This window comes from Corynebacterium gottingense (genome assembly GCF_007559235.1).
In the GTDB taxonomy this organism is placed as follows: Bacteria; Actinomycetota; Actinomycetes; order Mycobacteriales; family Mycobacteriaceae; genus Corynebacterium; species Corynebacterium gottingense.
This window is the reverse complement of the sequence record NZ_VMHH01000003.1, coordinates 265,838-292,178: the sequence shown is the minus strand read 5'-3', so window position 1 is coordinate 292,178 and position 26,341 is coordinate 265,838. Positions and strand designations below refer to the sequence as shown.

The window sequence follows — 26,341 nt, the reverse complement described above, 5'->3', positions numbered from 1 at the left end:
GAAGTCGGAGGAGTCTGAGGCTCCGAAGTCTGAGGAGGCTGCGGCTGCTGAGAAGTAGTTTGTAGCTCCGGTAACCGCCCGTGTTGGTTGGGCCCCGCTGAGGGGTCCACGGCCCGCACGGGCGGTTTTTCGTATGCCGGCTACCCCTCCCGCAGCACTCCGCGGACTACATCGTCGAGCCAGTCGACGGCGTAGTCGTACCCGGTTTGCCCGTCGACGTTGAACCCGCCGGGGCTGTCGGTATACCCGAGCTTGTAGTACGACATGTGGCGCGGCCCGAAGTCGCCGGCCTGGCTTGCCGACGCCAACAGGTTCGCGTTGGCGGGGTTGCGCCTCGCCGCCTGCAGCCCGGCGGCGCTCGCAACCTGGTCCATCAGCTGCGTCACCGCACCATGGGCCGCGACTTGTCTGCGCTCCGTCGGCGTCGGCACGCGCGGCACAACGCCGGCGCCAGCGAGCTGCAGGTAGAACCGCTCCGTGGCTTGCGTCGCCCGCATCGTCTCTAGCGCCACGTCGAACCACGCCTCGGGTCCGTCGCCAGCCTCGTCGCCCGCAGCACCGCCACCTGACGCCGCCGCGACCGCGCCGCGCAGCCCCTCGAGGGCCGGCAGCAGGTACGTCCAGGTCACGCCCTCCTTCGCCAGGTTCGGCAGCGCCGACAGCAGCGTCACCGCCACGAGCTGCTCCGGCGGGGTGACCGCCTGCTCCGACCGGGTGGCGCCGTCGGCCGCCTGGGCGAAGAGTGCGATCTCTCCGAGTATGAGGGCGGCGGCGGGGGCGTCGAGAAGCGATAGCCCAGACTCGCGCACCGCCTGCTGCAACGGCACGCCCGCGTCCATGCGGCGAGAAAACTCCAGCACGTGCGCGCCGGTCGCCGCGTTCGGCGGGCCCACGGCCTCCTCGCGCATCGCCACATCCGCCAGGTCGCGCAGCGCGGAATCCGGGTCCGTCGAGCACGCCATATCGGCAGGGTTGCACAGCGAGAGCACCTTGCCCTCCAGGCCGGCGAAGCTCAGCGCGCGCTCGCCGGCCAGGCCCACGCGCTCCGGAATCACCCCGGAACCGCCGCCGTTGATCAGCTCGCCGCCGCGCGCCAGGACCCCCTTCGGCGCGGGCGCGTACAGCTTGGCGGGCGGCAGGGCCCGTTGCCTATCGACGCTCGCCCGCCCCGGATCCGCAAACAACACCACCCCGGCAATCTGCTCCGGGCCCACCCCGCGCACCTGGCCGTGCGCCGCCCGCGCCGCCGCGTCGCCGATCAGGTGGGCGCCCTGCGAGTAGCCCACCATGATGAAACGGGTCTGCGGGCACGCACTCGCCACGGTCTCCATCTCGCGCACCGCGTCGTCCGTGCCCTGCGTGACGGACTCGCCGTAGGTTGCGGCCTCCGTGCCCTCGATGCCGCCGCTGGCGCTGCCGAGCGCGCTCAAGCGGCCCAACGAGGCGGGGTAGCGGACCTGGTAGGTGCGCACCGTGCGCGCGCCGAAGTGTTCGGTGAGGTCGGCGGCGGGGGACGAGCCGTCGTCGAAAAGCGTGTCGCGGGCTGACGGATCCCAGGAATGCGAAAACCCCGATCCCGCCGCTTGCACGACGTGGATCGGGGTACAGCTCGCCGCGAACGGCCGCAACGGCTGCGCTGTAGCAAAAGGGGTAGCCGCAGCGGCGAGCGCGAGCAGGGCGGCGAGGGCGGGGAGACGTTTCACGCGAAACATTTTAGTGCCGCGACCCCGTGCCCGCGCTTCCTTGCGCCTACTTGCGCGGCAGAGCCATGAGCGCGGCGCCGATGGCTACGAGCCAGGAGTCCTTCGACAGCGGCAGGCCCTCCTGGGACGGGCGGATGCCGTCGTCCTCGGTCATCGCGTCGTTGCCGAAGTACATGGTGAGCAGGCCCGCGCCGAACGTCGCGAGCGCGGCACCGGCGAGGCGGTTGGACACGAACGGGGTGAGCAGCGCTGCGCCGATGCCGGTCTCGGAGTAGGCGACGAACTTGGCAAAGGTTTCCTTGTCCATGTCCTTCAGCGCCGGGATACCGGTGACGGCCATGCCGTGGAGGAACTCGGCGGTGCCCTCGTCGGCACCAATCTTGCCGATGCCGGAGTTCAGGATATACAGGCCGGTGGGCACGCGCAGCGCGCCGGAGGCGAGGCGGGTCTTTGACTTCGCAGCCTTCTGTGCCTTGGCGGCCTTGGCGGCCTTCTGGTTAGCGGGGAGCAGGTTGAGCGGGTTGAACATGATGTGTCCTTCCGTGTGGGATGTCGTCCATCAAGATGATACGTCAACAATCCGCTCCCGGCAAGGGCTCTCGGTCTTAGACCGAAAGCTCGGGGTGTAGATCGCGCTCTGGGATCTGGCGCAGCCTGGTCAGGCCCAGGCAGGCGACCACCCACGAGCCTACCGCGATGCCCAACAGCACCAGCATCGCGCGCATCATGCGCGGATCGCCGCCGTCGGTGCCGAACAGGGCGTAGCGCATGAGGTCCACCGAGTAGCGCATCGGGTCCCAGCTGTGCACCCACTGGATGAACTTCGGCTGCACCTCGGGCGGGTACAGGCCGTTCGACGCCACCAGCTGCAGCGACATGAGCGCCATGGTGAGCAGGCGGCCAATCGACTTACCAAAGATGCAGTTGAGCATGTAGATGAAGGAGACGAACACCCACGACACGCCCACCAGCACCGCCAGCATCACGCCAGCGTGCGTCGGCTCGACGCGCAGGATGAACACCTGCATGATCCACAGGAAGACCGACTGCACGCCGGTGACCAGGAACGACGGCAGCAGCGTGTTGAGCGCCACGCGCACTGGCGACGTCCCCGAGTCGATCGCGCGACGCGAAATCGGCTCGAAGATCATGTACAGCACCAGGCCGCCGAACCACAGGGACAGCGACAGGAAGAACGGGGAGAGCCCCTTGCCAAAGAAGGTCAGCTCGTCGCCGGCCTGGTTGAGCACGACCGGGTTGGAGGCGGAGTCGACCGCCTTGTTCAGGCGCTCGCCTTCCCACGTCGGCGCCTGCTCCTGCGCGTCGTGGAGTTTGACGCTGAGCTCGCCGGTGCCGTCATCGAGCTGCACCAGGCCGTCGTTCAGCGCGCCGAGGCCCACGACGAGCTGGTTGGAGCCGTCGGCCAGCTTGGACGACGCGTCCGACGCCGTGTTCGCCGCCACGACCAGCTGCGACGTGCCGTCTTTCAGCTGCGCCACGCCGGCGACGAGCGTGCCGGAGCCGTCCTGCAGCTTGGCCAGGCCGGCCGCCAGCTGCTGGGCCGCGTCGGTGGCGCGGTTCACGCCGCCGCGGTACTGCGCGTTCGGGTCCTGCAGCTCGTTGGCCACCTGGTGCGCGCCGTTCTGCAGCAGCTGCAGCTGGCTCACCAGGTCCGAGTTCATCGCCGTGGCGAGCGGGCCGCCGTGCAGCTGCGCCTGCGTCTGGCGAGCCTGCGCCGCGATCTGCTCCGTGCCCGGGATCGGCGAGGCGTCCAGGTCCGCGATGACCTGGTTCAGGGATGCGTCGATGTCCGCGAACGCTGCCTGCGCCGCGCCGAGCTGGCCGGCCACGCCCGCGATCTTGTCCACGCCGCCCGCAACCTGTGACGCGCCCGCGCCGAGCTTGTCGGTGCCGCCCTGGAGCGTGAGCATGCCGTCGGAAAGCTGGCTCGCGCCGCTTGCCGCCGTGCCGATGCCGGTGTTGAGTTGCTGGGCGCCGTCCTGGAGGCGCGTCACTCCGTCGTCAAGCTGGTGTGCCGCGCTGGGCATCTGCTGCAGCTTGGAGTTGAACTCCTGCATGCCGTCATCCAGCTTCGTGGCGCCGTCGTCAAGCTTCTGCCCGCCCTCGCCGGCCTTCTTCGCGCCCTCGTTGAGCTGGCCCGCGCCGTCGGCGGCCTGGCCCATGCCATCGTTGATGGTGTTGAAGCCGACGAAGAGCTGGTCCACCACCTTCGATCCGACCGTGTTGGACACGGTATCCGTAATCACTCGCGTGGCCTGGCTGCCCAGCATCGTGGGGATGAAGCCGTTCGTCTCATTCAGCGTGACGTTGATCTTCGCCTGGTGCGGGTTGTCCTCCTTCACGCTGGTCACGGCCTCGGTGAAGTCCGTCGGGATCTCCATGCCCAGGTAGTAGGTGCCGTCCGCGATGCCCTGCCGGGCCTCGTCGGCGGAAACCACCTGGAAGTTCATGGGCTTTTCTTCGAGCAGCTTATCCACGACCTGCTGCCCATTCTCACCCTCATCCGAGTTCACCAACGCCACCGGCACCTTGTTCAAGTTGCCCAGCGGGTCCCAATAACTCCACACGAACAGGCCGCCGAACAGCAGCGGCAGCAGCGTGATTGCAATCAGCGCCAGCGGCGGCAGCTTGCCGTGTAGAAACTTGCGGAAATTCGATCCCAGGTGCAGTCCGCTCATCGGTCCTCCTCGTTCGCACTCGTCACCAACACCGGCACTTCCTCAGCGACCGCGTACAGGTTGTCCAGCAGCTTCGCGCGCAGCGACATGTCGCGGATCTGGTCCACGTCGTCCACGATGAGCAGCTCCGCCTTTGGCCGCGACACCAGCGCGAGCAGAATGCGGAAGCGGAAGCGGTCGAGGACGTTGAGTTCGCCTACCGACGTAGCGCTATCAAGCTCCTCAAGCCCCAGCGGCTCCAGCCAACGAGCCACGGTGTCGTGCTCGAGCGGGCGGCGCGGCGTCGGCTTGAAAAACGGCTGCGACCACGCGATCTGCTCGCGCAGCAAGTCGCGCAGCGGGAGCTGCCGGTCGAGCGAATCGATCATGTGCACGCCGGCTAGCGCCGTCTTCTTGAAGCCGGGGCCGTCGACCGTGCCCGAGTGCGGCTTGTAGCGGCCGGCGAGGGTCATCGCGAGCGTCGTGGCGCTTGACTCGCGCCCGACGTGCAGAAAGTTGAAGCCCTCGCTGGCGTCGACGCTCACCGGGTCGTCGCCTTTGCGCAGCACAAGGTCGGTTGCGCTGAGAATTTGTGTCATTGAAAAACTCCAAGTGGAGGGTTGGCTATCACTTAAGACTCCTGCTATGGTGCTCCGCAAGTAGCGCGATGTCAAGACGAAACCGTATCGCGCGGGAAGGAGATGCAGGTGCGATCAGATGCGCGCGCGAAACGCGACCAAATTATCACTGCCGCCACCGAGCAGTTCCGCACCCGCCCCAACTCCGCGGTGACGCTCGAGGGCGTGGCGAAGGACGCTGGCGTCGGCATTGCGACCCTCTACCGCCACTTCCCGTCGCGGGCGGAGCTGCGCCAGGCGTGCGCGCTCCGCTTCATCGAGGACCTGGACGGGTTTCTCGACGACACCCTCGCCGCCTTCGACGACGACCCCGAAGGCAGCTGGGAGCGCTTCGTGTGGCGGCTCGTGGACTACGGGGTGGGCATGCTCGTCGGCGCGCTCGCGTCCGAGCTGCCGGACGGCGTGGAGCCGGACGTGAAGTGCCGCCGCGACGAGTTCTTCGCCCGCGTGCAGGTGCTGCTGGACAAGGCCGCGCCCCACGGGCTCATCGCGCCGGACCAGACGCCGACCGAGCTCGCCTCCGAGCTCATCGTGGTCACCCGCCCCATGGACGCGACCCTCACGGCGCTGTTTCCCGACGTGCGCGAGCGCCTCGTGCGCAACCTCCTCATCGCCTGGCGCGCGGAAAACCCTTAACCAGTATTAGACGCAGGGAACGGGCCCGCGGTTCCCTTCGGTGGGTGTTTTGGGAGTCTTCTCACAAGTGCTTGTTTGCGCTGGTCACAGGCCCGTATGGTGCTGGGTATGGATGTGATTGCAGACCTTGTGGCCCACGACCGCGCCGGCGTTGACTACGTCGCCGCGGCCGTTGGCGTGTCTGCAGATTCGCTTATCGACGCCGGCGTCGCCCCCGACCGCGCCGCCCAGCTAGTCGTCGCCGCCCGCATGTTGTACGCGCCGACGTCGCATTCGCGCTACCAGGCCCGGGCGGTGGCAGGGGCCCGTGAGTGCGGGCATCGGGTGGATACGTTGGCCTATATTGCGCGTGCGTCGCGCTCGATTACAGATGCGACGAACCGGTGGCGGTTTATTGAAACGCTGTGTGCCACCAGTGGTGATTTGGCGTGTGTGCGCCGTGTTGCTGGGCAGTTGAAGCAGAAGTTGTCGCCGGCGCCTGCGCGCACGCCTGGGGTGCGGGTGCGCCAGCATGGTGATGGGATGGCCACGTTGAAGGTCACTGGTCCCTCGCTTGCGGTGCAGGGGTTGTTTGATGCGGCGAAAGATGATGTGGTCGGCTGGTTGTCTGATGAGTGTCCGCAGGCGGACTACACGGTGCGTGTAACTGCGAATTTGGACCTGGGGGAGTATGTGAAGGTCATCGCGGGGGCGGGTGATGACGTCCAGGTGCGGTTTGACAATGGTGTGGTGGTCTCCGGTGTGGAGTTTGTGCGGATGCGTTTGGCTGAGTTGGGGTCGGTGATTTTGGTGGGGGCGGCTGATGGGCCGGTGAATGCGTATGATGTGTGGTTTGCGCATCGGAAGCATCGGGAGATGATGTTGGCGGATTCGCTTACGTGTACGTGGAAGGATTGTGATGTGCCGGCGTCACAGTGCGATGCGCATCATATGGTGGAGCATCAGCATGGGGGTGAGACTGAGGTGGGGAATTTGGGGTGGTTGTGTCGGTATCACAATTATCAGGCCGGTAGGCCGTCGCGTGGGCGGACGCAGCGTCGTGGTGGGCGGATTGTGTGGGTCTCGCCGTCGGGTCGGGTCACACCGACTGGGGTGGATCATGCGGCGCGGGCGCCGTTTCGTAGCCCGGACCCGCCGGATGACGGGTAGCGTGCCGTCGCCCTCGTGTTAAAAGCGCCAGTGCCCCTGGCGCCAACACGCATGCCTGCCTGCGAAAACGGCCGCAGAAGACGGCGCCGGGTGTTAGCATCAAGGTATGAGCATTCGGTGTAACCACGACGACCGCAACCGCACGGCCGAGGTCCTGTCCACTGCGCTTGGCCAGGGGCAGATTGACGTGAACGAGTTCGAGGAGCGTTCCTCGAAGTGCGAGGCGGCCACGACTCGCGACGACCTCGTGGCCCTCATCGCCGACCTTGTCGATGACCCCCAGAACCGCCTCTTCGGCCACCGCGAGCCGGCGCAGATCCCGGGCGCCGAGCTCGCCCCGCCTGTTGAGGCTGCGCTCGCACAGGTGCAGGCGGTCGAGCGCGGTCGGAGCGTCTCGCTCGGCGTGTTCGGCGGGTCGAAAGTCCGCGGCGACGCCATCGCGGCCACGCACACGGCGGTGGGCGTCTTCGGCGGCGTAGACATTGACCTGCGCGGTGCGCAGTTGGCGCAGCCGGTGACCACCATCAATGCGGTCGGCGTCTTCGGCGGTGTCGACGTGTACGTGCCCGAGGGCTTCCGCGTGCGCGTCAACGGGGTCGGGCTCTTCGGCGGCCACGACATGCAACTGGCGCCCGGCGTGATCGACCCGGCGGACCTGCCGGATTCCGCGCCCGAGATCGTGGTGCGCTGCTTCAGCCTGTTTGGCGGCGTCGACGTCCACGTGGTCAGGCGCGGCGACCCGCGCCTTTAGTCCTCGCGCAGCGCGTGGCGGCTCTTGTGGGTGGAGGTGCCGCGGGTGGCCTTGCGCTGGTCGTCCTCGAGGGTGTCCAGGGTGGACAGGCCCTCACCGGTGCCCTCGGTGTGGTCGCGGGTGTCGTCGAGGCTGGTGGTCAGCACGGTCGAGCCAGTCGAGCCGGCGGAGTCCTTCGCGTGCGCGCCGGTGGCGGTGGCGGTGTCGGGGGAGTACACGCCGGTGCTCTCCTCGGCGTGCAGGTCGTCCTCCGTGGTGGTGGAATAGATCAGCTTCGCCTCGCCGGTGCTGGTGCGCGGCTGGGGGGCGGGCTCGGGGGCGTCGTTAAGCTTGTCCTTGAGCCAGAACTGCCAGCACGCCCAGCCGGCGCCGGCGAGCGCCGCGAGGCCGAAGATGCCGGCCGCGATCTTGCCGCCGTTGCCCTTGGCCTTCTTCTTGTGCTGCTTCGCCTCGGCCTTCCAAGCCTTGCGCTGCTCCTCGCGGGCCGGCAGCGCGGCGTTGAAGGCGGCGCGGCGGCGGTCCAGGCGTTTGTGGGCGGCGCGGGTGACGTCGCCGGCTTGGGTACGGGCGGCGTCGTAAAGCTCCTCGAGCTGCTCCTTGTCCGCAAGGTCGTGCAGGGAGTCGATGTTGTTGTTCTTCAGCGTGTCAACGAGCGAATCGTACAGCTCGCGCTTCTTCTTCTCGTCCTGGCCGCGCAGGTACTTCACGGTGTCGGAGATGCCGGTGAGCAGGACCTGGAAAATTTGCGTGTTCATTGTCGCTCCTCTGTGTAGGGGGTCGAGGTCGGTTCGCCCCAAGGCTACCCAAACCGCTGCCGCGCACGCGCGGACCAAGCGTTACGCAAAAACATACCAAGCTGTTCATTTCTGCGATTAATATTCACGCATTTAACGCGCGTGGCCTGCCCGGATGCGCCCCCTCGTTGTGCCCCGAAAAACCGGCCCCTAGATTCTTGGACACCGTTGAAAAACGGCCCAGACACAGAGAAAGGCGGAAACCAATGCGCGGCACTTTTGCACCGACGCGGCTGTCTGCCTCCGCGCCGATCGACCGCGTCGGCGAGGACACCACGCAGCAGCGGCGGCGCACGCGCACCGCGCTGAGCTTCGAGCTGATCCCGCCCCGCCACGGCGCGGACGAGGGCAAACTCGACGAACTCATCGCCGGCCTCGCGGCCTACCGCCCCGACTACGTCTCCGTGACCAGCTCACGGCGCAGCGACTGGCTCACCGGCACGGCCGCGCTCATCGCGCGCGTCGCCGAAACGACCAACCTGCGCCCGATCGCGCACCTCGCCTGCACCGCGGGCACGCGCGAGGAGCTGGTCACGTGGATTCGCACGCTCATCGACGCCGGCGTCCGCGGCTTCCTCGCCCTCCGGGGCGACCTGCCCGAGACCGGCATGCCAGCGGACCACCTCCAGCACGCCACGGACCTGCTCAACCTGATCCAGGACGTGGAGGACGAGGAGGCGTTCCGCCTGGCCGCCGGCAAGCTGGCGCTGTCGGTGGCGTGCTACCCGTCGGGGCACGCGGAGTCCAAGAACTTCGACGAAGACCTGGACGTGCTGCTGTCCAAGCAGCGGCTGGGCGCGGATTTCGCCATCACGCAGCTGTTTTTCAACGCGCAGGACTACCTCGACTTTGTTGAGGTGGCCCGACTCGCCGGGGTCCGCATCCCGCTCATCCCCGGCATTATGCCCATGACCAGCCTGAAGCGTGTGCAGCGGATGGGCGAGCTCTCCGGCATCGAGGTGCCGGAGTGCGTGGCCCGTACGCTCGCGCAGGCCACGACGCCTGAGGAGGAGTACGAGCTGGGCATGCAGATGTCCGCGCGGCTCGCCAACACCATCCTGGACGCCGGCACCGGCGGCCTGCACGTGTACACGCACAACAACCTCGCTGTGACCCAGGACCTGTTGTCCCGCATCGGGATTCCGCAGCGGGCAGACCACTCACCCCAATAAACCCGAATTACCCGACCCACCCGTTTCCATTGAAAGGACCTACTGTGTCATCCTCGTCACCGTTCCCCAAGGCCACAATCGAGGGCTACCCGCGCATCGGCGCGAACCGCGAGCTGAAGCGCGCGCTGGAGAGCTACTGGGCGGGCCGCATCGACGCGGACACGTTCCGCTCCACGACGCACGCGCTGCGCATTGACAATTACAACCACCTGCGCGACCTTGGGCTGACCGAGGATTACGCCATCGCCGCCGACGTGGCCTACTACGACCAGGTCCTGGAGACGGCGCTGACCGTCGGCCTGATCCCGGGCGGCACCGACCTGGACGAGGAGTTCGCCCTCGCCCGCGGCAACGACACCCGCGTCCCGCTCGAGATGACCAAGTGGTTCGACACCAACTACCACTACCTGGTGCCGGAGATCGCCGCTGGCCAGGACATCGCGCCCGCCGCGGAGCGCATCGTGCGCATCTTCGAGGAGGCCAAGGAGGCCGGCCATACGGTCCGCCCGTTCCTGGTCGGCCCCGTCACCCTGATTGCCCTGTCCAAGCCGGCCGAGTGGTCGCTGTTGCCCTCGCTTATCGACGCCTACGCCACCGTCCTCGCGGCCCTCAAGGACGCCGGTGCCGAGTGGGTCCAGCTGGCGGAGCCCGCCCTGGTCGCCGACCTGTCCACCCCGGACGCGGAGCTGGCGCAGCACCTGCGCGAGGCGTACACGACACTCCTCGGCGCCGAGAACCGCCCGGCCGTGTACCTGACCACCCCGTACGGCGCGACCCGCGAGGCGCTCCCCGTCCTGGCGGAGCTCGCCCCCGAGGCGCTGCACGTGGACCTGGCGCCGTGGACCCTTGACCAGGACGCCGACTACCCGCAGCGCGTGGCCAAGGCGATCCCGGCGGAGACCCACCTGGTGGCGGGCCTGGTCGACGGCCGCAACGTGTGGGCCGCGAACCTGCGCGAGCGCACCGAGGTCCTCGAGGCCGTGGCTGCCGGCCGCGACGCCGTCTCGGTCTCCACGTCCACCTCGCTGCAGCACGTGCCGCACACCCTGAAGGCGGAGAAGAACCTGCCCGTGGACGTCGCGACCTGGCTGTCGTTTGCCGACGAGAAGGTCGCCGAGATCCAGGCGCTCGTCGCCGGCCCCGAGGCCGCCGAGGAGGCGTTCGCCCAGTCGGATCGTGCGGTCCGGACGAGGGCTGAGAGCGAGAAGATCCACAACGCGGGCGTCGAGAAGCGTGTGCAGGCGCTCCCCGAGGGAGCCGTGCAGCGCCAGCCGGAGTTCTCCGCGCGCCAGGCCGCGCAGCGCGAGGCGCTCGGCCTGCCGACCCTGCCCACGACCACGATCGGCTCGTTCCCGCAGACCCCGGAGATCCGCAAGGCGCGCGCCGACCACAAGGCGGGCGAGCTCGACGACGCCGCCTACCAGGAGGCGCTGCGCACCGAGATCAAAAACGTCATCGAGCTGCAGGAAGAGATCGGCGTCGACGTGCTCGTCCACGGCGAGGCCGAGCGCAACGACATGGTGCAGTACTTCGCCGAGCTGCTCGACGGCTTCGTTGTCACCGAGAACGGCTGGGTCCAGTCCTACGGCTCCCGCTGCACCCGTCCGCCGATCGTCGTCGGCGACGTCTCCCGCGCCGCCGCGATGACGGTCGAGTGGGCGAAGTACGCGCAGTCGCTGTCCGACAAGCCGGTCAAGGGCATGCTCACCGGCCCGGTGACCATCCTGGCCTGGAGCTTCAAGCGCGACGACGTCCCGCTCGCCGTCTCCGCCGACCAGATCGCGCTCGCGCTTGCCGACGAAGTCCGCGACCTCGAGAACGCCGGCATCAAGGTCATCCAGATCGACGAGCCCGCGCTGCGCGAGCTTCTGCCGCTGCGCGCCGACGAGCGCGCCGCCTACCTCGACTGGGCCGTCCGCGCGTTCCGCCTGGTCGCCCTGGAGGCGCAGCCCGCAACCCAGATCCACACCCACCTCTGCTACTCCGAGTTCGGGCAGATCATCGACGCTGTCGCCGCCCTCGACGCCGACGTCACCTCCATCGAGGCTGCGCGCTCCAAGATGGAGCTGCTCGAGGACCTCGACGAGTCCTTCCACTCCGAGATCGGCCCGGGCGTGTGGGACATCCACTCGCCGCGCGTCCCGTCGCAGGAAGAGATCGCCGGGCTGCTGCGCGCCGCGCTCGAGAACGTGCCGACCGAGCGCCTCTGGGTCAACCCCGACTGCGGCCTGAAGACCCGCGGCTACGCCGAGGTCGAGCCGTCGCTGCGCAACCTGGTCGCCGCGCGCGATGAGGTCGTCGCTGGCCTGAAGTAGGCGCCGCGCCGAACACGCGACCCGGTGGTGTGGGAACGCACCCCGGGTCGCGTTCGTGTGCCACCCTCCGCCACCCGCGCGCGAAAATGCGTATCCTGGGACCCATGACTGATAAGACGCAGACGATGACCCTGCACACCAACCACGGCGACATCGTGATTGACCTGTTTGGCAACCACGCGCCGAAGACCGTGGAGATCATCACCGGCCTGGCCAAGGGCACCCAGGAGTACTCGGCGGCCAACGCCTCCGGCTCCAACGAGGGCCCGTTCTACGACGGCGCGATCTTCCACCGCATCATCCCCGGCTTCATGATCCAGGGCGGCGACCCGACCGGCACCGGCACCGGTGGCCCGGGCTTCAACTTCGCCGACGAGTTCCACCCGGAGCTCACCTTCGACCGCCCGTACCTGCTCGCCATGGCGAATGCGGGCCCGGGCACCAACGGCTCCCAGTTCTTCATCACCGTCGCCGAGACCCCGTGGCTGAACAACCGCCACACCATCTTCGGCGAGGTCACCGACGAGGCTTCGCGCAAGGTCGTCGACGAGCTGGCGAACGTGCAGACCGGCCGCATGGACCGCCCGGTCGAGGACGTCGTTATCAAGTCCGTCGAGGTCTCCGAGTAAGACCGCTTCGACCCTTGCCCCCGCTCAGTGCAGCGGGGGCACTTTTGTATTTGGAGGCCTGACATGCAGAAGATTGCCCAGCAGTTCTTCCGCGGCGCGCCCGTGAGCGTGGCCATTACTGCGCTGTGCACCCTCGTGTACGCGGTGATGGCGGTGCAGTCGCGCTCGCTGGACAGCGTGGTGTGGGATTCGGTGGGCGCCGAGCTCGTGCTGTGGGGGCCGGAGACGCGGGGCGCGGGGCTCGTGCGCGCGCTCACAGCCGGGTTCGTGCACTTAAGCGCCACGCACCTCGTGCTCAACATGCTCATGCTCGCCGTGATCGGCACCGAGGTCGAGCGCGCCGTGGGCAGCGGCCCGTACGCGGTGGCGTACGCGGCGGGGATCCTGGGGTCCTCCGCCGCGGTGCTCCAGTTCGCGTTCCTCACCCCGACCGCGGGGGCGTCGGGCGCGCTCTACGCCCTCATGGCGGTGTTCGTTGCCATCGCCTATCGACGCCACGTCGACCCCCGCCCCGCCCTCATCCTCCTCGCGGGCAACGTGGTGTACACGCTCGTCGCCTCGGACGTGAGCGTGTGGGGGCACGCCGGCGGGCTGGTTGCGGGGGCGCTAATGGCGTGGCCGGTGACGTCGCCAAGCGTGCGTACGCGGTGGGTGGCGGCGTGGGTCGCGCTGGCGGTGTGCACAGTGTGCACAGTGAGCGCGGGGTACGCGGGGTAGCTGACTTGGGGATTGTGGAGAAGTGCGGCGTGTTGTCCACCGGTTATCCCCATGGGGAGTTTTCCACAGATCTATTCACATTGTGGATAGTTACGGGCGTGTAATTCCTCGAACTGGGGGCGGGGTGGCGTCGATTAGCGAGGGCAAAGAGCGTTCGAACAGCCACTTTGTTCGGGTTGTGGAAGTAGTGCACAGGTTTATCCACAGGCTGTGGAATGTGGGGTATGCACAGAGGGATCCACAGCCTGTGGATAACTTCGCCGTTGTGGGCGCAGTAAGAAGCCCGGGCCTCCGTGGTGGAGAGCCCGGGCGGGAGAAAGAATTTCGAAGCGGAACCGCTTAGGCGGTCAGCTTAGAAGGTGCCGTCCAGCTTGCGGCCGAAGTCGGTGACGGTTGCCTCGCGGGAGTCGACGTCCTGGTCGTTGTCGTCGGACTCGTCGCCATCGAGACGGCCGGTCTGGGTCGCGGTGATGTAGTTGTGGATGCGGCCCTCGGAGGTGTTGCCGTCGCCGAAGTTGAAGGAAGCAACCGCAACCTCCTCGCCGGACTTGATCGGGTTAGCCAGGGTGACCTCGAAGGTGCGGACGCCCTTCTTACGGTCGAAGCCCAGGTCGCGGACGTGAGCGCCCTTGTGGCTGTTGGCGGTGATCAGGCGGTCGACGCCCTCCGGGCCCTCAGCGGTCTTGACGTCAACGCGGAAGGTGACAGCCGGGAACTCGCCGTAGTAGCGGTCCTTGCCAACGTTCTTGATGCGCAGCGCAGCGGTGCCAGCGAAGCCGGAGGACTTCCAGGAGGAGGAGGTGAAGTACGGCTCGAGGTCCAGGTCCTGCTGCTCGCGGTTAGCAGCGTCCTCGGCGGTCTCGCCCTCGGTCTCGGTCTCCTCGATGGTCTCCTCGACCTCGGTGTTCTCCTTGTCAGCAGCCTCGGTAGCCTCGTCGTCCTCGACGACCTCGGTGCCCTCGTCGGTGATGTCCTTGTTGGTGACGTCAGCGGCCTCGTCGTCGTTGACCTTGGTCACGTCCTCGAGGTCCTCGCCCTCGCGGAGCTTGTTGAGCTCGTCCTCGAAGTTCGGGTTTGCGTCGTCGACAGGCTTGGTGACCTGTGCGCCCTTGTTCGGAGCCCAGGAAGCAGCCGGGGTGTCGTAGTTCTTGACGCGGACCTCGTTCTTGACCGGCATGTTTGCGATCCACGCGGTCGGGGTCGCCCAGGTGCCGTTCGGGCGGCAGCGCTGCTGGGTACCGGTCATGGTGACGGTGCGGAAGCCGTAGGTAGCCTCGCCGGTGTTGCCGGCCGGAACCTTGTACGGGCCGATCTTCTGGCCGACGGACCAGGACAGGGAGCCGGAGACGTCCCAGCCGAGGGACTTGGCCAGGGTGTAGCCGATGGTGCCCTGCAGGCCGTCCTTGGAGCCGGTGCCGCCGATGTTCAGGGTCTCGGTCTTGGAGCCGTTGACGGAAGCGGAGATCTGCTGGGTGCGGGACAGGTCCTGGGTCAGGTCAACCGGCGTGTCCGACAGGTTGGTGGTGGAGACGGTGCCGACCGGCAGGAAGTTGTCGGTGACCTTGTAGACGACCGTGCGGTAGTCCTCGGTGGAGTTGCAGACCGGGCGCGGGTTGAGCACGTTGGCCTTGATGTGATCGGAGCCACGGTAGGTGTGGATGATCGGGAGGGAGTCGTTGGTTGCCGGGGTCTCCGGGCGGGACTCCTCGTTGGTCATTGCGTGAGCGGGGGCGGTCAGTGCGCCACCAGCGATGGCGACGGTAGCCACTGCGGCGAAGGCGGTACGGAAGGCGCGCATGTGGTTTTCCTTTCTGAGATTCGAAGTAAGTGCGATTTCGACGCGGTTGACGTCCTGGTAAGTATTTATAGCGACTAAACTGAGATTGCGCTTAATATAGTACGAATATACCCCCAACCGGGGGTGGCGAGGACTTGTAGAAACATCCATAGGAATACTAACTGTGCAGGTCAAGGGATTTTCGGAAGAATCCGCGAATATTAATGATTACCGCGTTTGCCTACCTATCAACTACTCAAATTCTCAGGTTCGTGCTGACGGCGAGCAAAAAAGAAGCGGATACCCGCGAGGGGTATCCGCCTGCAGCGTGGCGTCGATTAGCGCCAGCCCATTGTCATGAGCAAACCGACGATCATCCCGGCGAAGCCGATGGCGTAATTCCACGGGCCCAGCTCCGCGAGGAACGGGATCTGGTCCGCGGCAAGGTAGAAGACGATCAGCCAGGCCAGGCCCAGGATCATCAGGCCAAACATGATGACCTTGTACCACATCGGGGTACCGCCGGTGTTGATCTTGACCGGGGTGCGGGTGGCGCCGGAGGAAGCGGTAGTGACCGGCTTCGCATCCTTGGTGACTTTTGCTTTCGGCATATTCTTGCTCCTTACAGGCCGAGCCCGCGGATTGCGTCGCCCAGCTGGTTCCCGTTGGCGTTCTGGGGCGATACCTTACCAGGCGTCCGCGAGGCGGCACTATTGTTCAGCGGGTTGAGCTGGGCCGCGTCGAACTCCCACAGGTTGTAGCCGATGGCCTGGTCCTTGCGGATCGTCTCGCCCGCGCCCACGCCCTGGTGGCCGATCATGCCGGCGTCCACCATCGCGCCCGTGGGCACCGGCGGGCCGGCGACGAGACGGCCGTTCCAGCCGGCCTCGCGCAGCTTCTCATCCGCAGCGTTGACGTCCAGGCGCGTGATCTCCGGCATGGTCATCAGCATCCCGTTGGACACGCGCAGCTCCACGGTCGTGCCCGCGTTGACCTCAGTGTTCTCGCCGGCCACGGCGAGGACCTCGCCGTCGGGGCGCTCCGAGTCGATCTTGGTTACCGTTGCGCGCAAGTCTAACGACGACAGCGTCGCCGTCGCCTGGTTCACGTCCAAGCCCACCAGCGACGGGATCTCCACCTGCTTCGGGCCCGAGGACACGGTGATGGTGACCTTGCTGCCCTTGGACAGCTGCGTGCCCGCGGCCGGGTGCTGGGAGATGATCGCACCCTCCGGGACGTCCTCGGACGCCTCGTGGCGGATCTCCTCGTTCAGCTCCAGGCCGCTCTCCTCCAGCAGCGCCTGCGCCTCCTGCGGCGCCATGTCGGTGAGGTCCGGCACGTCCGTGACCTCCTTGCCCGTGGACACGCTCACCGTGATCAGGGTGCCGCGCTGCAGCTCGGAGCCGGCGGTCGGGTTGGTGCCAATCACGTCGCCGCGCGCGAAGTCCGGGCTCGGCTCGTCGCTCACAGCAACCTGGAAGCCCAGGCCCTCGAGCTCGGAGACGGCCTCGTCGCGGTGCTTGCCGGTCACGTCCGGGACCTGCACCATCGACTCCTCCACCGGAGTGTCGGACGAGGTGTCGGGCGTGGAGAAGTACTCGTACGCCAGCCAGGACGCGGCGCCGAGCAGGATGAGGCCCAGCAGGGCGGCGATCCACTTCATCCAGGAGATGCGGCGCTTCTCGTGGGAGCGGCGGTGGTCCTCGTAGCGGGTCGTGCCCTGCGGGCGTGGCACTGCGCCCTGAGGGCCCTGCGGCGCCTGGGGAGCGTGCGGGCCGGGCACGGCAGTCGCGCCGACGACGGTCGCGTCGGCGGCGTGCGCGCCAGGCTGCTGCTGGCCCAGGTCGTGCTCGGCCGCCGCCAGGTGGGTGCGCGCGGCGTGCGTGACACTGCCGCGCTCGAGGAGCGTGAGGTCCTCGCACATCTGGGTGGCGGACTGGTAGCGGTCGGCCGGGTGCTTCGCCATCGCGGTGAGGATGACGGAGTCGAGGTTCACGGCTTCGTCGTCAGTCAGCGCGTTCGCGGCGTCGGCAGCATTGGCCACGGTGCCGTGCGCGCCGTTGGTGCGGCCCAGCGCGGCGAGGCGCTCGCTCGGCGGCTCCGGGTCCTCCTGGACGTGCATGTACGCCACGCCGAACGGGGACTCGTTCTCAAACGGCGGGGTGCCGGTCACGGCCTCGTACATCACGCAGCCGAGCGCGTAGATGTCGGAGCGGGCGTCCACCGGTTTCCCGCGCGCCTGCTCGGGGGAGAGGTACTGGGCGGTGCCGATCACCGCGGAAGTCTGCGTGTGGACGGAGGAGGAATCGTCCACCGCGCGCGCGATGCCAAAGTCCATCACCTTCACCTCGCCGGTGTTGGTGACCATGATGTTGGCCGGCTTGATGTCGCGGTGGATAATGCCCGCGTCGTGGCTGGCCTGCAGGGCGCGCGCCACCGGGATCAGCAGCGACGCCGCCCGATTCGGCGGCAGCGGCCCGTCCTCGCGCACGATGTCGCGCAGGTTCCGGCCGTTGACCCGCTCCATCACGATGAAGGGGACGGCCACGCCGTCGACGTTTTCCGCGCCCGTGTCGTACACCGCCACGATATTCGGGTGGTTCAGGCGCGCGGAGTTCTGCGCCTCCAGGCGGAAGCGCTCGCGGAAGCTCTCGTCCCGCGCCATGTCCATCTTCAGCATTTTGACCGCTACGCCGCGGCCCAGCACCGTGTCGGTCGCCGCGTAGACATCGCTCATGCCGCCGGTGCCAATTACGTCACCGAGCTCGTAGCGATCCGCGATCATCATTGCGCATTACCTCCGAGGATGGAATCAAGGTCAGGCAATTCTATCTCACCTGCGCCGCTGTCCGTTCCAGTGTCGGCGCCTGCGGACGGGGCGGCGGGTGCCGACGGCGCCGGCGTCGCCACGCTCGGCACCTCCTGGGCGCTCGTCGGCGCGCCGGCCGTCTTCGAGCCCTGCGGCACCGACGGGCGCGCCGCCGAGGTCGGGGCCTCCCGAGAGTGCTTCGGCTGCGTGGGCTCGTCGCTAATGGTCAGCGTCTCGGGGCTCCGCTCGTGGCGCGTCACGGTCTCGCGCTCGCGCGTCGTCGTGTCAGTCTCCGTGTCCTCGTCCTCGCTGGGCGACGGCGTGGATTCCACCGTCTCCGTCTGCGTGACCACGGTCGGGGCCGTGGAAGAGCTCGACGACGCGCCACCGCCGATGCCGTCGAGGACGCCGCTGGTCATCGCCCACGCCGCCGCGCCGCCGACGAGCATCAGGCCGAGGATGCCGGCCACGATCGGGCCGGCCTTGGAGGACTTCTCCGGCTCGCGCGCCGGGGCGGGCGCCTCCCGGTAGGTGCCGGCGCGGGAGGAGGCGGGGGCAGGGGGGCGTCGAGAAGCGACTGCTCGAGCGGCGGAAGGCGGGTACGCGCCCGCGGGACGGGTGGTGCGCTCCTCCGCCACGTCGGCGAGCATCTGGGTCGAGGCGGTGGGGGAGGGCTCCGTGGCGATCACCGCGGTCTGGCCGCCCGGCTGTGCGGGGCGCAGGCCCTGGCGGACCTGCTCGACGGCCAGCTGCATCTCGTTGCCGTCGCGGAAACGCTGGCGCGGGTCCTTGCGCAGCGCGATCTCGATGAGCTCGCGCGCCGGGGCGGAGACGGCAATCGGCAGCGCGGGCGGCTCCGCGGACACGTGCGCGAGCGCGACGGACACGGAGGAATCGCCGGTGAACGGGCGGTTGCCCGAGAGCATCTCGTAGCCCACCACGCCCAGCGAATACACGTCGGAAGCCGCGGTGACCTTCATACCCTGGGCCTGCTCGGGCGAGACGTACTGCGCGGTGCCGACCACCATGCCGGTGCGGGTCAGCGGCACGGCGGCCGCGGCCTTGGCGATCCCGAAATCCGTGATCTTGATCTGCCCGTTCTGGGTGATCATGAGGTTGCCCGGCTTGATGTCGCGGTGGACCAGCCCCATGCGGTGGATCACGGCCAGGCCGTGCGCGGCCTGCTCGAGCACGTCGAGCGCCAGCTCCTCGCTGAGCGCGCCCTCGCGCTTGATCAGGTCGGCGAGCGACTCGCCGCGGATGTACTCCATGACGATGAAGCACATCGCCGCCCCGGAAGGCGACTCCAGCTCGCGGTAGTCATAGGTGGCCACCACGTTGGGCGAGTTGATGCCCTCGGCGGCGAGCGCCTCGTTGCGGAAGCGGGCGAGGAATTCGTCGTTGGAGCTGAACTCGGGGCGCAGCACCTTGAGCGCGACTTCCCGGTCGTTTTCCGGGTCGTCCGCGAGCCACACGGTGGACATGCCGCCGTGCCCGATCACCCATTGCAGCTGGTAATCGTCGCCGATGAGCTTCTGTAGTTCTTCGCGGTTCTCAGTGTTCATCGTTCGTGTCCTTCGTCTGCTTCATGCTTGTCGACGCCCCGTGTTCCCATCATTGTGCCGACTCCCCATCCGCCGGCGCAGCCGGCGCCGCGCGCAAGACCGCGCGACCCAGACTGCCGGAGACCTGCCCGCCGGTGGCCCAGTAACCAGAGTGCCCGCCATTTTTCACCACCACGCCCACGGCCACGTCCTTGGCCGGGTCGAAAGCGACGTACCACACGTGCGGGTCCGCGCCCTCGGCGTGCTCGGCGGTGCCCGTCTTGGAGGCAAAGCCGTTGCCGTCGTAGCCCCAGGTAGCGCGCTCGGAGGCGAACATGAGGTTGGTCAGCGTGTCGGCCTCCTCCGGGGTGAGCGCTTCCGCGAGCTGCTTCGGCTTGGTCTCTTTGACCGTGCGCAGGTCCGAGGTGACCACGCGGTTGACCACGTATGGGCGCATGCGCTTGCCCTCGTTGGCCACCACGCCCGCCATGACGGCGGCCTGCAGCGCGGTCATGGTGACGTCGCGCTGGCCGATCGCGGACTGGCCCAGCTCGGCCGCGCCCGGGATATCGCCAAGTGAGCCGGCGGCGTTGGGCACGCCGAGCTCCATGAGGTCGTAGCGCTCGCCGACGCCGAAGTCCGCGGCCGCCTTGCGCAGCGGGTCAGCACCCATGTTCAGCGCCATCTGCACGAACGCGGTGTTGCAAGACAGGGCGAACGCCGTAGTGAGCGTGACCTGCCCGCCGCCCGCGCAGGCCTGGCCGCCGAAGTTGGTCAGCGGTACGTTCGTGCCGGGCAGTATGATCTGCGCGTCCCCGGTCAGCGGGGAGTCCGGCGTGTAGCCGCTGCGCAAGCCCGCCACGGTGGTGATGATCTTGAAGATCGAGCCGGGCGGCAGCTGGTCCTGCGCCGCGTGGTTGAGCAGCGGCTGCCGCGGGTCGTTGTTCAGCTGCCCCCAGGCCTCGGCTGCGGTGGCGGGCGCGGAGATGCTGTTCGGGTCGAAAGACGGCGTCGATGCCATGGCCAGCACCTGGCCGGTCGAGGGCCGCAGCGCCACGATCGCGCCGTTGTAGCCGTTGTTAGACAGCTGCTCGTAGGCGAAGGCCTGCAGATTGGGGTCCATGGACAGCTCGACGGAGTTGCCCACGGCGTCCTCCTCGTGGCCGGTGCGCATGAAGCGGGAGTTGCCCTGGCCGTCGCCGGTCAGCGCGCCGTTGTAGGCGGACTCGACCTGCGAGGTGCCGTAGGTGTCGGACACGTAGCCCACGATCGGGCCGAACGAGTACGGCATGTTGGGGTAGGTGCGCTGGTAGAAGCCGTTGTCGTCGCGGTGGGACTCGGCGAGCACCTGCCCGCCCGCGCTGATCTGGCCGCGGTTGATCTGCTTCAGCTCCAGGAACGTGCGGGAGTTGTGCGGGCTCTGCGCGTACTCGTCCTCGCGGAAGTTCTGGACCACCGTGAAGTTGACCAGCAGCGCCACGGTGAGCAGGAGCGAGAGGATCGCCCCGTATTTCAGCGACTTGTTCATCGCGCGCTCACCGCCTCGGCCACGCCGGTGCCCGGGTGGGAGGCCACCGCGGAGGCGTCGTACTCGGTGGGCGTGTTCGCGCTGTTGGAGATGCGCAGCAGCAGCCCGACCAGGATGTAGTTGGCCATAATGGACGACCCGCCCGCCGACATGAACGGCGTGGTCAGACCGGTCATGGGCAGCATCGCGGAGATGCCGCCCGCCACCACGAAGATCTGGATAGCCAGGGTGAGCGCGAGCCCGGAGGCGAGCAGCTTGCCGTAGGAGTCGCGCAGCTGCATCGCGGCGCGGAACCCGCGGGTGACCAGCACGGCGAACAGGCACAGCACGGCGGCGATGCCCACGAAGCCGAGCTCCTCGCCCAGCGCGGCGAGGATGTAGTCCGAGTGCGCGACGGGGACGAGCTCGGGGTGGCCGTAGCCCAGGCCGGTGCCGGTCATGCCGCCCCAGCTCAGGCCGATGAGCGCGTTGGCCGGCTGGTTGCCGGCGCCGTCGAAGTCCTCGAACGGGTTGATGAAGTTGGTAAAGCGCGTCTGGATCTTCTCGCTGACCTGGTAGACGGCGTAGCCGCCCACGGCCACCAGCCCCAGGCCGATGACCAGCCAGGACGTGCGTCCGGTGGCAAAGTACACCATGCCCAGCACGGTAGCGAACAGCAGCAGCGCCGGGCCGAAGTCGTTGGACACGCCCATGATGAGGATGGCGATGGCCCACACCGCCAGAATCGGCGCGAGGTCGCGCAGGCGCGGGAACGTCATGCCCAGGAAGCGCTTGCCCGCCACGGTGAACAGGGCGCGCTTCTGAGCGAGCAGCTGCGCGAAGAAGATGAGCAGCAGGATCTTGGAAAACTCGCCCGGCTGGATGGAGAAGGGGCCCAGCCACAGCCAGATGCGCGCGTCCGCGTAGCCCTCCGGCTGCGGCCACACGAGCGGCAGCGCGAGCAGGATCAGCCCGGCCAGGCCGAGCAGGTAGGAGTAGCGCGACAGCGACTTGTGGTCGCGCACGATCGCCAGCGTCAGCACCATGAGCACGACGCCGACCAGTGACCACAGCACCTGCCGCTCCGCCAGTGGCCCGTAGCCGGGTCGTTCCGCCAGGTCGAGGCGGTAGATGATGACCAGGCCGAGCGCGTTGAGCAGCGAGACCACCGGCAGCATCACTTGGTCGGCGCGCGGCGCGAGCAGCGTGAGCGCGACGTGCGCGATCGCGTACACGCCGACGAAGCCGCCGACCAGGTACAGCATGTCCTTCGACAGCGTCCGCCCCTGGCTCATCTCCAGCCCGAACACCATGAGCAGCAAAAGCCCCGCCGAGCACAGCAGCAGGAGGAGCTCGAGGTTTCGCGAGAATAGCCGCTTCACGTCAGCTCACCGTCCTGCAGGTCTCGGGGTCTTCATGCTTATCGACGCACACCGGCAACGCCTCACCCGCCATGCGGTAGAGCAGGCCGAGGACGTCGTCGTAGGTGCCGCCGCCAAAGTTCTCCGGCACGGAGCGCTGGCTCTCGGGCAGGTCGGATTGGTTGAACACGTGGCAGTCCTCCGGCGTCGAGTCGGCCGAGACGATGCGCAGCCGGTTCCGGTTGTCCAGGCAGGCCTGCTGGATCGGCGTCCGGTCGTCGCGGGAGCCGTGCTCGATGACGTAGTGGCCGTCGCTCGCCGCGGAGACGAAGTACTGGTCAGACGCGCGGTGCTGCACGAACATCAGCCCGGCAGCCACGAGCGCGATCGCCAGCACGAGCGCGCCGACTACCCACGGCCAGACGGTTCGTTTGCCTCGAGGATGATCCTCCTCGTCGGCATCTTCGGCACCGTCGGAGCCGCCAGCGCCGCCGCGGTCGCCCGCGCTGCCGGCCATCTTGGTGGCCTCGCGGTGCTGGTTCGGCGGGATGGTCTCGGACTTGCGCATGATCGCCGCGGCGCGGCTCGCGGACGAGTCCGGGTGCGACTGCTCGAAGTCCGGCGCCAGCGCGCCGGCCTGCACGGGCGCGGTCGGCAGCTCGGGCGCGTCCTTGTCGTCGGCCGCGACGACGTCCGCGACAACCACGGTGATGTTGTCCGGGCCGCCGGAGCGCAGCGCTAGCTCGATGAGCCGCTGCGACGCGACCTCCGGGGTGCCCTGCCCGAGGGCCACCGCGATGGTCTCCGGGGTGACCGGGTCGGACAGGCCGTCGGAGCACAGCAGGACGCGGTCGCCCGGCTGGGTGTTGATCATCTCCAGGTGCGGCTCTACCGGGCGCCCGGTGTACGCCTTCAAGATCAGCGACTTCTGCGGGTGGCTCGACACGTCGGCCGGGTTGAGCTTGCCCTCGTTGACCAACGACTGGACGAATGTATCGTCTTCGGTGATTTGGGTCAGCGTGCCGTCGCGAAGCAAATAGCCTCGGGAGTCGCCCACGTGGATCATGCCGAAGCCGAGGCCGTTGAACATGAGCGCGGTGAGCGTCGTGCCCATGCCCGCCTGCTCCGGGTGGTGCTTCACGGACTCGGCGATCGACGCGTTCGCGTCCTCCGCCGCCGCCCCGAGCAGGGCGAGCATGTCCGCGTCGCCGGGGTCGCGGTCCAGGTGCTCCATGTGCTCGACCATGAGCTGGGAGGCGACCTCGCCGGCTGCGTGGCCACCCATGCCGTCGGCAAGCACGAGCAGCTGCGGGCCCGCGTATGCCGAATCCTCGTTATTGCCCCTGACCAGGCCGCGGTCGGACGCGGCGACGTAGTTTAAGCGCAAACTCATGGCATCAGCCTCACAATCGTGCGTCCCATCTTTATATCCGTGCCCACAGACACCCTTTCCGGCTGGTCAATGCGCGTGCCGTTGACAAACGTGCCGTTGCGCGAATCCATGTCCTCGATGAACCACTCGCTGCCGCGGCGGAACAGGCGCGCGTGCGTGGAGGACGCGAAATCGTCGCCGAGCTGGAAGTCGTTGTCACCGGCCCGCCCGATAGTTAAGTCCTCCAGGCTGGCAATTTCCATGTGGGAGCCTTTGAGGGGCCCCTCAACTACCGCAAGCTCTCGTGCCTTCTCGCGGCGGATGGGGGCGGAACTCTTCGCTTGTCGACGCACCGCCCCCGCAGCCCGCACTACATCCTTCCGCTGCACCCACAGGACGAGCAGGATGAACACCCACAGCAGTGCGAGCAGGCCGAAGCGGGCGCTGAGAATCACAGCGGAATCCATGGGGCTCCTTTACGGGGTTGCGGTCTTAGGGGCGGAAGAACTCGGTGCTCGGGTGGGCGTCCACCTGGGCCTCCGGGACGTCCTGGTGTGCGTCCGCGACGGCCGCAGCCTGCGCGAGCGGCTCCACGATGCGCACCTCGATGTGCGAGTGGCCCAGCGTAATCACGTCGCCGTCCGCGAGCATCCAGTTTTCCACCGGCTCCTCGTTGACGGTGGTGCCGTTGGTGGACTGCAGGTCCACCAGGACGGCGACCTCGCCGTCCCACGTGATCTCCGCGTGCTGGCGGGACACCCCGGTGTCCGGCAGGCGGAAGTCCGCGTCGTTGGAGCGGCCCAGGATGTTGGAGCCCTCGTGCACGAGGTAGGTGCGCGAAGACCCGTCCTGCAGCAGCAGACTCACCGTCGGGGTGCCGCCGGTGGCGGCGGCATCTGTCGTCGGCTCATTCATGTGATCCTCCTGATGGTTGTGATCCGTGGGAACCTGGCTGGCTGCGTGGCGGCGCCGCTTCTTTTTCGGTTCCGCCACGATCGCGTCGAAGCCGCTGACCACGTCGGGCTCCTGGTCGATGTAGGACGACACGCGCAGCTGGCCAGTCCGCAGCCCAGACTCCTCGGCGATACGCACGACGGCGGGCCCGTCCAAAAACCAGCCCAGGTTGCGCACGTACCGCATGAGTTGCTCTGCGAGGTCCGCGGGCAGGTCGCGCTGCTGCGACAGGTTCTCCAGGTCCTTCGACGACACGCCCACCGCAAACACGTTGGGGGAGACGTACTCGTCGCGGTCCGTGACCACGACGGAGTCCTGCGCCTCCTGCTTCACCAGCTCTTCAATCTCGGCCGGCACGACCTTGCCGCCAAACAGCGCGGCCATGGAATTGTCCAGGCCACGCTGCATTGATGAGTCCAGCTTGGCCAAACGATCCATGACACCCATACTGCCCGCACCTCCTTCCCAGCGGCTCTCATTTTGTTCTCACTGATGTCCTATAACCAAGCAAGTATAAGTGCGCAGCGCCCGCAGACCTAGTTCAAAACGCGAAAATGCGGTGTGAACTGGCGATTTGGAGGTATGTTGGGGCGTGGTGTTATATTAATCAAGTCGCCCGCCCGGGTGGCGGAATTGGCAGACGCGCTGGCTTCAGGTGCCAGTGTTCGATAAGGACGTGCGGGTTCAAGTCCCGCCCCGGGCACAACCGGAAGGCCCCGCGAAAGCGGGGCCTTCTTGCATGTGTGGCGATTCCGGACACACTTTTCGGCCCCGAGCCCGTAATGTCAGAACAATGACTACCTACCCGCGCCCCCTGCAGGCAGGCGACACCATCCGCGTTGTCGCCCCGTCGCGTTCGTTGACCTACGTGGAGCAGGGGGAGGCGGGGCGCTTCGTCGAAAAGCTTGCGAACGAGCGCCTGGCAACACTGGGCATCAGCGTGACCTTCGGCGACAACGTGCGCGAATCGGACATGTTCTGGTCGTCCTCGGCGGAATCGCGCGCCGCGGACCTGCACGACGCGTTTGCGGACCCCGAGGTTGCGGGCATCATGAGCGTGATCGGCGGGTTTACCAGTAATGAGGTCCTGCCACACCTGGATTTCGACCTCATCGCGGCGAACCCGAAGTTCATGTGCGGCAACTCGGACATCTCCGCCATCGCCAACGCGGTCTACGCGCGCACCGGCGTGGCCACCTACATCGGCCCGCACTGGTCCACGCTGGGCATGCGCGACCACTCCGAGGTCACGCGCGCCGCGTTCCAGCACGCTGCGTTCAGCCTGGACCCCATCGAGTGGGAGACCGGCGACTGGTTCACCGATGACGACTGGTTTATCAACCAGGACGGCCGCGCCCGCGAACCCGACGACGGCTGGTGGCCCATCCAGGCCGGCACGGCGCACGGTGTGGCCCTCGGCGCGAACCTGGGCACGCTCGGCCTGCTCGCCGGCACCGAGTTCATGCCTTCGCTCGAACGCGCCATCCTCTTCGCCGAGGTGACGGGCAAGTACAGCGTGATGGATTTCCGTCGCGAGCTGGTCGCGCTGCTGCAGATGCCGGACGGCGAGGGCATCGAGGGCGTGGTGATTGGCCGCTTCCAAACCGCCAGCCGCGTCACGCGTGCGATGCTCGAGGAAACGATCGCGTCGATCCCCGAGCTGGAAGGCAAGCCCGTGGTGGCCAACGCGAGCTTCGGCCACACGAACCCGCTGCTCACGTTCCCCGTGGGCGGGGAGGCGCAGGTGCAGGTGCTTGACGACGCCTCCATACGCTTCCCCCGCCTTGAAACCTAAACGGACGGTCATTACAGTTTCGGCGCGTGACACATTCCGC

At 67.7% G+C, this 26,341-nt stretch carries 22 protein-coding genes and 1 tRNA gene; 9 read left to right on the top strand and 14 right to left on the bottom strand.

Annotation, left to right across the window (positions count from 1 at the left end; genetic code table 11):
• Positions 1-140 precede the first annotated feature (140 nt).
• The 4 genes from FPH17_RS06020 to FPH17_RS06005 all read right to left on the bottom strand — a co-directional run bounded on the left by FPH17_RS06020 (position 141) and on the right by FPH17_RS06005 (position 4,980).
• Positions 141-1,703: a cutinase family protein gene (locus FPH17_RS06020; protein WP_167496782.1), complete on the bottom strand. Its 1,563-nt coding sequence runs from the start codon at positions 1,701-1,703 to the stop codon at positions 141-143.
• Between the two features lie 46 nt (positions 1,704-1,749).
• On the bottom strand, positions 1,750-2,232 hold the full coding sequence (locus FPH17_RS06015; protein WP_238397037.1) for a hypothetical protein: 483 nt from the start codon (positions 2,230-2,232) through the stop codon (positions 1,750-1,752).
• A gap of 76 nt (positions 2,233-2,308) precedes the next feature.
• On the bottom strand, positions 2,309-4,402 hold the full coding sequence (locus FPH17_RS06010; protein WP_154879136.1) for a YhgE/Pip domain-containing protein: 2,094 nt from the start codon (positions 4,400-4,402) through the stop codon (positions 2,309-2,311).
• Positions 4,399-4,980 (bottom strand): hypothetical protein, encoded by a 582-nt coding sequence (locus FPH17_RS06005; RefSeq protein WP_095279061.1) that lies wholly within the window; start codon positions 4,978-4,980, stop codon positions 4,399-4,401. Before FPH17_RS06005 ends, FPH17_RS06010 begins: the two co-directional genes overlap by 4 nt.
• Before the next feature lie 108 nt (positions 4,981-5,088).
• On the opposite strand from FPH17_RS06005, the gene FPH17_RS06000 reads away from it, so the two are divergent.
• From FPH17_RS06000 to FPH17_RS05990, 3 genes are all read left to right on the top strand, one after another.
• Positions 5,089-5,655, top strand: coding sequence for a TetR/AcrR family transcriptional regulator (locus FPH17_RS06000; RefSeq protein WP_095537854.1), 567 nt, complete (start codon positions 5,089-5,091; stop codon positions 5,653-5,655).
• A gap of 108 nt (positions 5,656-5,763) precedes the next feature.
• Positions 5,764-6,804, top strand: a complete 1,041-nt coding sequence (locus FPH17_RS05995) for an HNH endonuclease signature motif containing protein (protein ID WP_154879134.1) — start codon at positions 5,764-5,766, stop codon at positions 6,802-6,804.
• 106 nt (positions 6,805-6,910) lie between these two features.
• A complete protein-coding gene (locus FPH17_RS05990) occupies positions 6,911-7,555 on the top strand; it encodes a DUF1707 SHOCT-like domain-containing protein (protein ID WP_144717734.1) in 645 nt (214 codons plus the stop codon).
• Here FPH17_RS05990 and FPH17_RS05985 read toward each other — a convergent pair.
• The gene (locus FPH17_RS05985) at positions 7,552-8,310 is read right to left on the bottom strand and encodes a hypothetical protein (protein WP_154879133.1); all 759 of its coding nucleotides are present in this window, start codon (positions 8,308-8,310) and stop codon (positions 7,552-7,554) included. The two genes, FPH17_RS05990 and FPH17_RS05985, sit on opposite strands and share 4 nt — an antisense overlap.
• Positions 8,311-8,555: 245 nt before the next feature.
• Between FPH17_RS05985 and FPH17_RS05980 the strand changes: the two genes are divergently transcribed.
• The 4 genes from FPH17_RS05980 (at position 8,556) to FPH17_RS05965 (ending at position 13,182) form a co-directional block, all read left to right on the top strand.
• The gene (locus tag FPH17_RS05980) at positions 8,556-9,521 is read left to right on the top strand and encodes a methylenetetrahydrofolate reductase (RefSeq protein ID WP_095275321.1); all 966 of its coding nucleotides are present in this window, start codon (positions 8,556-8,558) and stop codon (positions 9,519-9,521) included.
• Between the two features lie 44 nt (positions 9,522-9,565).
• A complete protein-coding gene (gene metE, locus FPH17_RS05975; protein WP_154879131.1) occupies positions 9,566-11,836 on the top strand; it encodes a 5-methyltetrahydropteroyltriglutamate--homocysteine S-methyltransferase in 2,271 nt (756 codons plus the stop codon).
• 104 nt (positions 11,837-11,940) lie between these two features.
• A complete protein-coding gene (locus FPH17_RS05970) occupies positions 11,941-12,465 on the top strand; it encodes a peptidylprolyl isomerase (RefSeq protein WP_095537976.1) in 525 nt (174 codons plus the stop codon).
• Between the two features lie 63 nt (positions 12,466-12,528).
• Entirely contained in the window at positions 12,529-13,182 is a 654-nt protein-coding gene (locus FPH17_RS05965) for a rhomboid family intramembrane serine protease (protein WP_154879129.1), read from the top strand.
• 352 nt (positions 13,183-13,534) lie between these two features.
• Here the strand turns inward: FPH17_RS05965 and FPH17_RS05960 are convergent, their stop codons facing one another.
• The 9 genes from FPH17_RS05960 to FPH17_RS05920 form a co-directional block, all read right to left on the bottom strand.
• Positions 13,535-14,980, bottom strand: a complete 1,446-nt coding sequence (locus tag FPH17_RS05960; RefSeq protein WP_095275317.1) for a hypothetical protein — start codon at positions 14,978-14,980, stop codon at positions 13,535-13,537.
• 317 nt (positions 14,981-15,297) lie between these two features.
• Entirely contained in the window at positions 15,298-15,570 is a 273-nt protein-coding gene (crgA, locus tag FPH17_RS05955; RefSeq protein WP_095275316.1) for a cell division protein CrgA, read from the bottom strand.
• Between the two features lie 11 nt (positions 15,571-15,581).
• Entirely contained in the window at positions 15,582-17,744 is a 2,163-nt protein-coding gene (pknB, locus tag FPH17_RS05950) for a Stk1 family PASTA domain-containing Ser/Thr kinase (protein ID WP_154879160.1), read from the bottom strand.
• A complete protein-coding gene (locus FPH17_RS05945; RefSeq protein WP_154879127.1) occupies positions 17,744-19,333 on the bottom strand; it encodes a serine/threonine-protein kinase in 1,590 nt (529 codons plus the stop codon). Before FPH17_RS05945 ends, pknB begins: the two co-directional genes overlap by 1 nt.
• A 49-nt stretch (positions 19,334-19,382) precedes the next feature.
• Entirely contained in the window at positions 19,383-20,840 is a 1,458-nt protein-coding gene (locus FPH17_RS05940) for a penicillin-binding transpeptidase domain-containing protein (protein ID WP_154879126.1), read from the bottom strand.
• Entirely contained in the window at positions 20,837-22,201 is a 1,365-nt protein-coding gene (locus FPH17_RS05935; RefSeq protein WP_095554169.1) for an FtsW/RodA/SpoVE family cell cycle protein, read from the bottom strand. The genes FPH17_RS05940 and FPH17_RS05935 overlap by 4 nt, the downstream gene beginning before the upstream one ends.
• 1 nt (position 22,202) lies before the next feature.
• Positions 22,203-23,573: a PP2C family protein-serine/threonine phosphatase gene (locus FPH17_RS05930; protein ID WP_154879124.1), complete on the bottom strand. Its 1,371-nt coding sequence runs from the start codon at positions 23,571-23,573 to the stop codon at positions 22,203-22,205.
• On the bottom strand, positions 23,570-24,019 hold the full coding sequence (locus FPH17_RS05925) for an FHA domain-containing protein FhaB/FipA (RefSeq protein WP_095275311.1): 450 nt from the start codon (positions 24,017-24,019) through the stop codon (positions 23,570-23,572). Before FPH17_RS05925 ends, FPH17_RS05930 begins: the two co-directional genes overlap by 4 nt.
• 25 nt (positions 24,020-24,044) lie before the next feature.
• On the bottom strand, positions 24,045-24,953 hold the full coding sequence (locus FPH17_RS05920) for an FHA domain-containing protein (protein WP_154879122.1): 909 nt from the start codon (positions 24,951-24,953) through the stop codon (positions 24,045-24,047).
• A 171-nt stretch (positions 24,954-25,124) separates the two neighbouring features.
• Here FPH17_RS05920 and FPH17_RS05915 point away from each other — a divergent pair.
• Positions 25,125-25,209, top strand: a tRNA-Leu gene (locus FPH17_RS05915).
• Between the two features lie 90 nt (positions 25,210-25,299).
• Positions 25,300-26,301 (top strand): S66 family peptidase, encoded by a 1,002-nt coding sequence (locus FPH17_RS05910; RefSeq protein ID WP_154879120.1) that lies wholly within the window; start codon positions 25,300-25,302, stop codon positions 26,299-26,301.
• Positions 26,302-26,341 lie beyond the last annotated feature (40 nt).

What these genes read in the sequence shown, in the direction of transcription:
- FPH17_RS05920 (WP_154879122.1), bottom strand. Translation starts at nt 24,953, where the DNA reads ATGGGTGTCATGGATCGTTTGGCCAAGCTGGACTCATCAATGCAGCGT.
- crgA (WP_095275316.1), bottom strand. Translation starts at nt 15,570, where the DNA reads ATGCCGAAAGCAAAAGTCACCAAGGATGCGAAGCCGGTCACTACCGCT.
- FPH17_RS05965 (WP_154879129.1), top strand. Translation starts at nt 12,529, where the DNA reads ATGCAGAAGATTGCCCAGCAGTTCTTCCGCGGCGCGCCCGTGAGCGTG.
- FPH17_RS06010 (WP_154879136.1), bottom strand. Translation starts at nt 4,402, where the DNA reads ATGAGCGGACTGCACCTGGGATCGAATTTCCGCAAGTTTCTACACGGC.
- FPH17_RS05960 (WP_095275317.1), bottom strand. Translation starts at nt 14,980, where the DNA reads ATGCGCGCCTTCCGTACCGCCTTCGCCGCAGTGGCTACCGTCGCCATC.
- FPH17_RS05985 (WP_154879133.1), bottom strand. Translation starts at nt 8,310, where the DNA reads ATGAACACGCAAATTTTCCAGGTCCTGCTCACCGGCATCTCCGACACC.
- FPH17_RS05925 (WP_095275311.1), bottom strand. Translation starts at nt 24,019, where the DNA reads ATGGATTCCGCTGTGATTCTCAGCGCCCGCTTCGGCCTGCTCGCACTG.
- pknB (WP_154879160.1), bottom strand. Translation starts at nt 17,744, where the DNA reads ATGATCGCGGATCGCTACGAGCTCGGTGACGTAATTGGCACCGGCGGC.
- FPH17_RS05990 (WP_144717734.1), top strand. Translation starts at nt 6,911, where the DNA reads ATGAGCATTCGGTGTAACCACGACGACCGCAACCGCACGGCCGAGGTC.
- FPH17_RS05995 (WP_154879134.1), top strand. Translation starts at nt 5,764, where the DNA reads ATGGATGTGATTGCAGACCTTGTGGCCCACGACCGCGCCGGCGTTGAC.
- FPH17_RS05970 (WP_095537976.1), top strand. Translation starts at nt 11,941, where the DNA reads ATGACTGATAAGACGCAGACGATGACCCTGCACACCAACCACGGCGAC.
- FPH17_RS05930 (WP_154879124.1), bottom strand. Translation starts at nt 23,573, where the DNA reads ATGAGTTTGCGCTTAAACTACGTCGCCGCGTCCGACCGCGGCCTGGTC.
- FPH17_RS05980 (WP_095275321.1), top strand. Translation starts at nt 8,556, where the DNA reads ATGCGCGGCACTTTTGCACCGACGCGGCTGTCTGCCTCCGCGCCGATC.
- FPH17_RS05910 (WP_154879120.1), top strand. Translation starts at nt 25,300, where the DNA reads ATGACTACCTACCCGCGCCCCCTGCAGGCAGGCGACACCATCCGCGTT.
- FPH17_RS05940 (WP_154879126.1), bottom strand. Translation starts at nt 20,840, where the DNA reads ATGAACAAGTCGCTGAAATACGGGGCGATCCTCTCGCTCCTGCTCACC.
- FPH17_RS06005 (WP_095279061.1), bottom strand. Translation starts at nt 4,980, where the DNA reads ATGACACAAATTCTCAGCGCAACCGACCTTGTGCTGCGCAAAGGCGAC.
- FPH17_RS06015 (WP_238397037.1), bottom strand. Translation starts at nt 2,232, where the DNA reads ATGTTCAACCCGCTCAACCTGCTCCCCGCTAACCAGAAGGCCGCCAAG.
- FPH17_RS05945 (WP_154879127.1), bottom strand. Translation starts at nt 19,333, where the DNA reads ATGAACACTGAGAACCGCGAAGAACTACAGAAGCTCATCGGCGACGAT.